This is a genomic window from Paenibacillus albidus (genome assembly GCF_014644435.1).
GTDB classification, from domain to species: domain Bacteria; phylum Bacillota; class Bacilli; order Paenibacillales; family Paenibacillaceae; genus Paenibacillus_AQ; species Paenibacillus_AQ albidus.
This window is the reverse complement of record NZ_BMKR01000072.1, coordinates 1-9,558: the sequence shown is the minus strand read 5'-3', so window position 1 is coordinate 9,558 and position 9,558 is coordinate 1. Positions and strand designations below refer to the sequence as shown.

The window sequence follows — 9,558 nt, the reverse complement described above, 5'->3', positions numbered from 1 at the left end:
GTTATTATGTAAATTAACACTAAGAGAAAAGCTTTGGTGCAAACTTCAGAGTAGTAGTATCTTTGTTCACTTTGGATTTGATTATTACATGTATATTGGAAGTAGATTAGAGTGTAGTGATTCTTTAGAGTTAATAAGTAATTCAGGTCTATTTATTGAACCTTTTCAATCACCTTATTTAGAGGAAGAATAGCACTTTATTTTATGCTACATGTGAGTCACATACTCCATGTGGTTTTTTATACCCCACCCAGTGCCGAATGATGAATGTGAGCGGCCTTGAGCGATCAAGAATTGCCTTTTTAGGTCCGTATTTTTTCTTTACAAATCAGCGTACGTGCATCATCTCTATATTCCCCCACCGGTACCGAGTCTTGGAAGGATGTTGCCGTTGAAACGGTTCATTACCCGATACCTCTCCCACGTTAGACTGCTACATCCCCGTTAATATACCTCTCTACTTGGTTCGTGCAATGCCTGATGTATGTATTGTCATCATACAACTTACTCAACATAACCCCGCCTTCTATTAGAGCGATGATCACACTGCTTGCGGCTGCGACATCGAGGTCGGCCCGAAATTGCTTTCGCTCTATGCCGTTATTGAGAATACCCTTTAAACCTGTCATCAGCTCATTCATTGCAAGCTGGGCTCTTTGTTTTAACAGAGGATGACCGTCATCGTTCTCAACAGCAGTGTTCAAAATAGGGCAGCCACCCTCCCATATTTTTTCTTCAACCAATTTGATATAAGCTTCGCAGATGGCCAGTATTTTTTCTGCCGGCTCGGACCGTTCTGACATGGCTTCGGACAAGAGCGTTTTTAACTGGGCGAACATATAATCAAATGCGCTTAGTGCAATTTCATCTTTACTTTCGAAATGGTTGTAAATGCCACCCTTGCGTATTTTGGTACGGTCGATAATCTCCGACAGCGAGGTGCCTGCATAGCCTTTCGTATTAAATAACTCGGCCGATTGCCGAATAATATGTTCTTTCGTCACTTGACCTTTTCTCATAGCGATCCCTCTTTCAAAAAGTACCGATTGGTTTTAAAATATCACAATCGCTATTTGTATTCAATCATTATATAGATTGTGAGCTTTCCTACGGAAAGCTTCCGGGCAGAAGCTAACGCTCCTACAGTTCCCAAATTCCCCTTCGTCACTTCACCTTGTTATTGTTTTTCAAGTTATATAGCTGGAAAATCATGCTTGATCTAGTCAATAAACTATGTTAATTTAAAACGGACCGGTCGGTATTAAAATTGAGAGGATGATTGTAGTGTCCATGTCATTTCAACACATAAGAAACGCTACTTCGGTATTAACGGTAAACGGGAAAAAAATATTGATCGATCCTATGTTAAGTAATCCAGGCGAACTACCTCCGGTCCCGTTCACACGTTCCCTTCGTCGTAATCCGTTAACGCCTCTCCCTGTTGCCATTCAGTATTTCGAACATATGGATGCACTTCTTTTGACACATCGGCATTTCGACCACTTGGATAAAAAGGCTTTGTCCGTACTGAATAAAAAAATGCCAGTATTTTGCCAACCGGAGGATGAAGCATTCTTACTCAAAGCCGGGTTCATGCATGTTCATGCGATTGAGCAATCGTATGAATGGCACGGCATTCAAATGAAACGGATAAAAGGCCGGCATGCTCCTGGCATCGCAGCCAAGCTGCTCGGCCCGGTATCTGGATATCTTTTAAACACCCCAGCGGAGGGGAGCATTTATATCGTCGGAGACTGTATTTTCACGCCTGCCATAACAGAGGTTTTTCGGACACATCAACCAGATATTGCCGTCTTGAATACTCCGCGCGCACAGATGTTGTTAGGAACGATTATTACGATGACAGCCGAGGATATCGTTAGTATTGCAGATTTGTCCCCATCGACAAAACTTATTGCTGTACATATGGATGCAATCAGCCACTGCACCTTTAAGCGTGAGCACCTCCGATCTTTTCTGAAAAGAAGGGGCCTGGAGCATATTGCTGTTGTGCCGAATGACGGGGAGGTTATTGATTTCTAGCTGAGAGTTTGGGCCAATGCCCGTACCTATTTCCCCCGTACATGCACATCTAGGCACTAACCCACATACAATAAAAAGACCATGAACCCGTTGCTCTCATTACTGATCGGTTTCATTGTACATGTGCGGGAGGTGTCGCCAAGTTGCCAGGAATTATAAGCACGATCGCGCTGTTGATAAAAGAATTGACACTGCTGGTATCCTACGTAAGGAATAATGCTTTTCCCCAGCCGCTCTCGGAGCAGGATGAAAGCAAATACCTAGGCATGATGGCCGAGGGAGATGCCAAGGCCCGGAATCTGCTGATTGAGCACAACCTAAGACTGGTGGCACATATCGTCAAGAGGTTATGGACACGATACGATGTCAGAATGTATTTAAACTCCAGACCAGCATTTATTAAATATTAAGACAAACAACTGTGTAAACAATACAATAATTAATACTGATAAAATTGGAAACAATAAGACTCTGGAAATACTCCCAGAGTCTTTGTGCATCTTGTTAACAGAAAAACTTTGAGCTTCACTTGAATTGATACTTTTGTGCAATGCCCATTAGGTAACGTCTACAAAGTATAAGGTATGAGGAGTAAAGAAGAAGATCAAGTTAGAAACAATTTATTGTTTTTCTTTTCTCATGAAAATAACGTTCAGTTAATAAGCTATAAGCAAAATAGTGTTTATTATATTTAATGTAGATCAGTTAAACGTCATGAATTATGGAGGAAGATCGTGAAGCAAATATATAATGTTTTCTACGAATTTGATGATCGGTGGCATATTGCGGGAACGATTGAAGCTGAAACGAAATTTGAGGCGATATCTAAAGTAAAGGAGGCAAGCATTATAGAGATTTGTTTAAAGCATGTGGTTAGTCCTGATTATGTTCGGAAGAAAATGAATTTTGACGTTGGAGAAACTGTATAAATACAATAAACCTTCCAGTTCCAGTGATCCTGTGATAAAATGTAGAACATAAGTTCACATTGAGGTTGGAGCGAATCGGATGCGGAACATATCAGATATATCTATAGGTCGTGCAATTTTACACGGTATTAATAATAAGCCTGAAGCAAGGAGCATTAGTTTAAGCGATCTTCCTATGCTACTTGAACCATTCGAAAGAAGATTTATTACAAACCATATTCTTACGAGCATGAATGATGAGAAGATTAGGGCAGCTAACTTTATTATTGGTGAAAATCAACCTAATCTCGCTAAGGATGCATTAACTTCTTTGCTGCTTGAAGACAATGAACAGATGTTTGTTGATAAGTCAATAGTCCTTACAAACCATTTGGCAAATGCGATGAGGTCTCACCATAATATTTCATCAGCGGAAATAATCATTTGTACGTATAGTGATAATCATAATCCAGAACAAGTTTATGCAGCCGTGTTAAAGCTCGATTATAAATCATCGATTGTGAGGAAAGAACAGAAGGAAGTTATTGATGGCATAGAAAAAATTAGGCATGTGATTTCTGAGGAAGGATTAAGTTTACCAGATGAGGATCAAAAACTTCAGAAATGCGCATTTGTTCAGTTAACTAACGAGCAGGTAACAGACTTTAATTATGAAATCTTATTCTTGGACAAGCAAAATAAAGGAGAAGCAATCTTCTTTAAAGATTTATTTTTAAAATGCGACTTAGTGTTGAATGATCGTGTGAAAACTGAAAGATTTTCTACCGCCGTGAAAAAATGGTTAGTTTCCAATAAAGGACAAATTGGTATTGAAAAATACCATGACACTATAAACTCTCTGAATTCTAACCTTCGGAATAATGAAACTGTTAATATTAATTCTTTTATCGAACATGCAATTAAAGAAAGTGCATTGAAGCAAAGTTTTATCCAATCTTTGAGGAGTCAAGGATTTGTTGAAGACGAGTTTACAATCGATAAGGCTTGGGTTAGAGAAAATATGAAACGGGTTACAATTGAATTTGAGAACAACATTGTAATTAGAATAACGCCTGAGCAAATGGATGACGAAACTATCTATAAAAAAGAACAGACAGAACCTAATATTGCAATACTATCTGAAATTGACGACGTCCAGGTTTATAAATTAACCGGGCGTCTTTCTCGTATGCACTATGATCTCTTTTTCATTGAGGCAGAGAAGCTCTTTCTGAATGCTGAAGAAGCAAGTGCAGTAAGAATAAATGTCTCTCATGACTTCGGTAATGATTCATTTAATAACGCACAAACAGTCCAAAGATATGACCGTACCACACTTAGTGATGATACGTTTATTGAGTTTGTTTTAAGAAAAAATGATTTATTAGTACATGCTCAGCACACATACCTTTTTATGTTTGAACAGAATTTGCTTTCTTTTCTTAATAAATCTTTTGAGATTCTCGAAGAAAATCTCAAAATTAGTGATTGTAAAAAAACTACTCTTTTAATTGCTGATCAAACTTACAGTTATGAGAACGGCTTCTTTAGGTTCATTGGGACTGATTTAATTGGAGTTAGTCAATTTACTTCGTATGTTACCACAGAAACAGCATCTCAAGTTGATATTATTGATTCTAGGCACCACTTGGTAAATTGGGAAGAGGGACCGAAATATTTAACACCTAACCATTTTTATTTTTCAACAATAAATGATGAACGACCTTTAGAAATATTTCTTACGAAAAAGCTTGTCCAACTCTGCATCGCTTATATGTCAAATTATATAAACAATCAAGGAATTGCTACTCTAAAGGGATTCCGGACGGTTCATATTAATTCTTTTATTGCAACTATAAAAAAAGAATTCGTCAGTTCGCTATATGAGATTTTTAGGTGGGCGTATGATGAAAGAGTTCATGACAAAATAGAAATTATTAGGAATTTAGTAAGTATTCAACTTGGTACAAATGTGAATGATAACTCACGATTGCTTTCAGCAAATGCTGCAGACATTTTTAGTGCAGTGAAAAGTAATTATAGCTTATTGATTAAAGATAACGTGGGTTTATATTTTCAGGAAAGAGGCAAAGCAGAGACCTATATAACAGATATTAGTAACCAAGTATCTAAAGGTATTACGGATCTTATTGATTTCTCATCAAAACAATTGCTTGCATTTTTTGTTGCTGTAGCTGGTTCTTTTGCTGCTTATGCAACGAACGAAAAGCAGATTATTGTTTTTATAGGGATAATACTTTTTGCTTTTTATTTAATAGTGAGTTCGGCGTACTATATGATTTATATAGTCCGTATTTTTAAAGGTTGGGAATTCGATTACCAACACCGAAAGAAGAACTGGCAGAGCATATTTACACCAGATGAGATACAGAATATCACTTCAGATGATGAATTGTTTGGTCAAAGAAAGAGGCTATTTTATAAAAATTGGAGAATCTCTCTATATATTAATCTCTTATTATTGTTATTATCTCTTATTGGGCTAATATATTTAACAAATATAATTGACTACCTATTTCATCATAAAAAATCAATCGAGGAAATAATACATCTCATACTGGGACGCTAAGGGTTATACAAGTCTGATCTAATCATTTAATTCATGAATCAAATAAAAGCGAAAGGCGCCGTTAATTTAAATATATATAAATACGGTGCCTTCTTTGTTTATTCAGGATGTTTGTATCTTTGATTTAGAAACACAATAATACTATTTTCGTATTTTTCATAAGGTTCGGGAATAAAATTCAAATCGTATTATAGGGTGTATTGTCAATTTTGAAAATGAAACATATGTTTGGAAGGTTTGGGCCTATTGGGGTAGAAATTGTAGAATGATGTAGTCTGATAGACTTATTCTACTAATTTCGTTTTAAGGCAGAGGAGATTCAGATGATAAAAACTCGGTTTGGTCAATATAATGGAGATAGCTGGGAAGAAACGTGTCAGCTTTTTCTTAAGAAAAAATATCATTTGCAAGATTATCAAGAAATGGTTGCACACAGTCAAGGGGACTTAGGGATTGAAGGTTTTACCAGGACCGGGCTAGTATTCCAATGTTATTGCCCTGATGAAGAGTATGAAAGCAAAAAGTTGTACGAACTACAACGAGATAAAATTACTACAGATTTAGGAAAGTTGTCAAAAAACAAAAAAGAATTAATTAAGTATTTTGGAGATGTCAAAATTAAAAAGTGGATTTTTTTAACCCCGGTTCTGAGAAATAAGGAGTTGATATCTCATTGCCAACAAAAGGCAATCGAATTTAAAAAAAAATTTGAAATGAAGGATCTTCTGGATGATGAGTTTGATGTTTTAGTGCAAGACGAAGGTTTTTTTGTGGAGGAAATGTTATATGTAAAGGCTGTATTAGAAGAAAAAATAGATGTTAATGTTGCAACACCAACTGTAGAAGAAGTGATTGACTGGAAGCAATGTGAAGCAGAATCTGTTCAAATATTGTTTAGAAAGATTTCAAAACTATTTAAAGGAAATAGCAATGCTGAATTATATACCAATAAGTATGTTGACATTATAATAAGAAATTTTATAAAAGGGCAGAATGTTTTTGATGAATTGAGAGACAATCATCCCGCTTTATTAGAAAAATTAGTGCGAATCAAAAGTGGAATTGAGTCTCATATTGAGCAAGAATTACTTCTTACGACTCTTCAACCTAAAGAATTTATTCAAGGAATACAATCAAAATATAAATCGGCTTTGGAGAGCGAGGCTTTTGGTAGAATGATTTCATATGTTCTTCAGGAAGATGTTATAAAAGAAGCTGAGGCAGATTGGTTAGTGCGATGCCCACTTGATTTTGTTGAAGGAGTATGAATATGGAATTACCTTATGAGAATGCAGAGAAGATAACCTTTACGCGGAGAAAGATACCCGTTTCTCCAGAATACAGACCTTTAACAAAGATAGCACAGATTGTATTAGTCTTATCAATAGTTTCTTGGGGGAAAAGCGCTAACTTGTTGAAATTTCAATTGTTAAATTGGGTATTTAAGTCAACTGATAGAGATTTAATATTGTTAGCTATTATACAAGATCCTTTAATAACTCCTCCGATCATTAGTATGGATCCTAGTGTCAACAGAGCATTGCAATTTGCCGTTGCAGATAGATTAATCTCATTTAGTGAATCAACTGGGAAGTTCACATTGTTACCAAAAGGGGAAGAGTTTGCAGAAGCTATAAAAATGGAAAAAGACATCTTTACTTCGGAAAAGGCAATCTTGAAGAGAATCGGCTTGAAAGTTAACGATAAGGTTATTTCAACTCTATTTAAGGAGAGGTTAATTTAGCATGTCACAATTGACCATTAATGCACTTAAAATAAATATTGTTACGAATAAAGGAGTGTTTGGAACATTTTCGAATTTTGTTAAAGGTCTTAATGTAGTAAGAGCAAAAAATTCTACGGGTAAAAGCTCATACATAAACTCTATACTATATGCTCTAGGTGTCGAAGAATTATTAGGTGGAACAAATGGGAAGACGATGAAACCTGTACTACGTGAAGAGTTAACATATCAGAATAATTCTTATAAGGTAATAGAATCAAACGTCGAACTCCAAATTTCTAATGCCAATAATGATAGTATTACAATCAGAAGATGGATTACAAGTGTCACTAGAGAGGAAAGATTAATTGAGGTGGAGTTCGGGCCTTCTTTAACTGAGGGTAAAAAATTTAAAAAACAAGATTTCTATGTTCATCTCTCTGGATCAGCCCAAAATGAAGCTGGTTTTCATTCTTTTTTAGTAGAATTTTTAGGTTGGGAACTTCCCTTTGTCCCTTCTTTTGAGGGGAAAGAACGGTTATTGTATATACAAACCCTGTTTCCTTTATTTTTTATTGAACAAATTAAAGGGTGGAGTTCTTTTTATGCTCAAACAAATACGAATTATGGAATTAGAGAGCTCTCTACTCGTGCAATCGAGTTTATTCTTGGTCTTGATGTATTAAGTAATAGTAAGTTGAAGGAGAAACTAAGAATTGAAAAAGCGCTTATCACTCAGGAGTGGTCTAATCTTGTAACATTAATTAAAGAAAAAGCAGATGCGGTTGCAGCAACTGTAGTGGGGTTATCTGATAAACCTGATCTTTTATCAAATTATGAGATTTTTGTTTATGATAAAAATCAAAACTTAATTAGTTTGAGAGAAAAAATATCAGAAAGCGTCTTAGAGTATAATCAAAGATCTAATGTGGTTAGAAGTATAAAAGATATTGAAAAAGAACATGAAGCTAAAATAAATGAAGTAGAAGATAAAGTGCTAGCTCTGCAGAGTGAAGCTAATTCAATTAGACAAGATATTTATTCAAGCACTATTAACCAAAGTACTCTAGAAGAAAACTTAGTTCAATTGCAGCAAGATTTAAAAAGTAATCAAGATGCAAAAAAACTACTTGATCTGGGATCAGATAAGAATTTATATGTTGCAAAAGGTATCTGTCCAACATGTAATCAAAAAATACATGAAACATTGCTACCACAAGACATAGAATTTCAGCCAATGACACTCGAAGAAAATATTAAATATATAAAAGACCAACTTGCTACATTGAAATTTGCTATTAGCCAATCGAAGGGGGGAACAAATGAAAAAAATAAAAGATTTAGAGCTGTTTCGGAAGCATTAGAAGAAGAGCGAAGAAGAGTAAGGAGTTTAAAGTTAGAGTTAAGAGAAGATCCGCGTATGTTATCTAACTTAGATATCGAAGAAACGTTGAATTTAAAATGGAGAATAAAGGAACTTGAAGAGACGGAGAATAGTTTCGAGGAGATAGGAAGGAAGCTTGAAACTCTAAAGCAACAGTGGCAGCAACATTTAATAGAAACCACAAAAATACCAGAAGAATTCTTCTCTAAACTAGATAAAACAAAATTAGAAATGCTTCAAAAGAAATTCCGTTATTATTTGGAACAATTCGGATATAGTAGTACTCTTTTAGAAGATATAACAATTTCACATGATAAATTCACTCCTGTAGTACGTGGATTTGATATTAGATTTGACTCATCAGCGAGCGACTATATTAGATTAAGATGGGCATTTGCCCTTGTATTGAATTTTATATCAAATCAATATGGGGGAAATCATCCTAAACTAATTATTATGGATGAACCTGGTCAGCAGCAGATGAATATAAATAGCACTGGAAAATTATTTGAATTATTGTCCGGATTAGAAGGACAGAGCATAATAGCCTCTTCTTTAACACTAAAAGAAATTGAAGGTGTTACAGAAGGAGTATCTGTTAATGTAATCGATTTAGGTGATGATTACATCATGAAACCATTATTAATTTAAAATGAGTGGGAAAGATAAGTTTAGGAACTTCACACATTATAAAAAGTGTGGAGGTTAGAGATGCTCTCCTTATGCTAAATAATATATAAACAAAGGTGCTCAAGATTTCTTGAGCACCTTTGTTATATTTATCAAGATTTTAAAACTCCTCGCAAATGACTATATACTTCATCATGCTGTTTTATTTTTATATTATTGTTCCTAGTACCTTGACCGCGAATAATTTTACCTTTAAGCTCTCCGTATAGAGTCAAATGGG

Annotated in this window: 7 protein-coding genes and 2 pseudogenes; 8 read left to right on the top strand and 1 reads right to left on the bottom strand. The window is 35.2% G+C overall.

All coding sequences use genetic code 11. The annotated features are described in order from the left end of the window. Positions 1-193: pseudogene (locus IEY53_RS35615) on the top strand (hypothetical protein); the annotation flags it as partial. Positions 194-425: 232 nt separating this feature from the next. Here IEY53_RS35615 and IEY53_RS34070 read toward each other — a convergent pair. Further along, positions 426-1,019, bottom strand: a complete 594-nt coding sequence (locus tag IEY53_RS34070) for a TetR/AcrR family transcriptional regulator (protein ID WP_189032698.1) — start codon at positions 1,017-1,019, stop codon at positions 426-428. A 256-nt stretch (positions 1,020-1,275) separates the two neighbouring features. Between IEY53_RS34070 and IEY53_RS34065 the strand changes: the two genes are divergently transcribed. From IEY53_RS34065 to IEY53_RS34035, 7 genes and pseudogenes are all read left to right on the top strand, one after another. Then, positions 1,276-2,043 carry an MBL fold metallo-hydrolase gene (locus IEY53_RS34065; RefSeq protein ID WP_229696522.1) on the top strand — a complete coding sequence of 256 codons (768 nt, stop codon included), beginning with the start codon at positions 1,276-1,278 and terminating at the stop codon, positions 2,041-2,043. Between the two features lie 143 nt (positions 2,044-2,186). Next, positions 2,187-2,390 (top strand): annotated as a pseudogene (locus IEY53_RS34060) (RNA polymerase subunit sigma-70); the annotation flags it as partial. Positions 2,391-2,777: 387 nt separating this feature from the next. Further along, entirely contained in the window at positions 2,778-2,972 is a 195-nt protein-coding gene (locus IEY53_RS34055; protein ID WP_189032697.1) for a hypothetical protein, read from the top strand. 79 nt (positions 2,973-3,051) lie between these two features. Beyond that, on the top strand, positions 3,052-5,541 hold the full coding sequence (locus tag IEY53_RS34050; RefSeq protein ID WP_189032695.1) for a nucleoid-associated protein: 2,490 nt from the start codon (positions 3,052-3,054) through the stop codon (positions 5,539-5,541). Between the two features lie 323 nt (positions 5,542-5,864). Further along, the gene (locus tag IEY53_RS34045; RefSeq protein WP_189032693.1) at positions 5,865-6,809 is read left to right on the top strand and encodes a hypothetical protein; all 945 of its coding nucleotides are present in this window, start codon (positions 5,865-5,867) and stop codon (positions 6,807-6,809) included. Positions 6,810-6,811: 2 nt separating this feature from the next. Next, positions 6,812-7,285, top strand: a complete 474-nt coding sequence (locus tag IEY53_RS34040) for a hypothetical protein (RefSeq protein ID WP_189032691.1) — start codon at positions 6,812-6,814, stop codon at positions 7,283-7,285. Position 7,286: 1 nt separating this feature from the next. After that, positions 7,287-9,299: a hypothetical protein gene (locus IEY53_RS34035; RefSeq protein ID WP_189032689.1), complete on the top strand. Its 2,013-nt coding sequence runs from the start codon at positions 7,287-7,289 to the stop codon at positions 9,297-9,299. Positions 9,300-9,558 lie beyond the last annotated feature (259 nt).

Excerpts from the sequence above, each read along its gene's own strand:
- IEY53_RS34070 (WP_189032698.1), bottom strand. The coding sequence starts at position 1,019 with ATGAGAAAAGGTCAAGTGACGAAAGAACATATTATTCGGCAATCGGCC.
- IEY53_RS34040 (WP_189032691.1), top strand. The coding sequence starts at position 6,812 with ATGGAATTACCTTATGAGAATGCAGAGAAGATAACCTTTACGCGGAGA.
- IEY53_RS34045 (WP_189032693.1), top strand. The coding sequence starts at position 5,865 with ATGATAAAAACTCGGTTTGGTCAATATAATGGAGATAGCTGGGAAGAA.
- IEY53_RS34065 (WP_229696522.1), top strand. The coding sequence starts at position 1,276 with ATGATTGTAGTGTCCATGTCATTTCAACACATAAGAAACGCTACTTCG.
- IEY53_RS34050 (WP_189032695.1), top strand. The coding sequence starts at position 3,052 with ATGCGGAACATATCAGATATATCTATAGGTCGTGCAATTTTACACGGT.
- IEY53_RS34035 (WP_189032689.1), top strand. The coding sequence starts at position 7,287 with ATGTCACAATTGACCATTAATGCACTTAAAATAAATATTGTTACGAAT.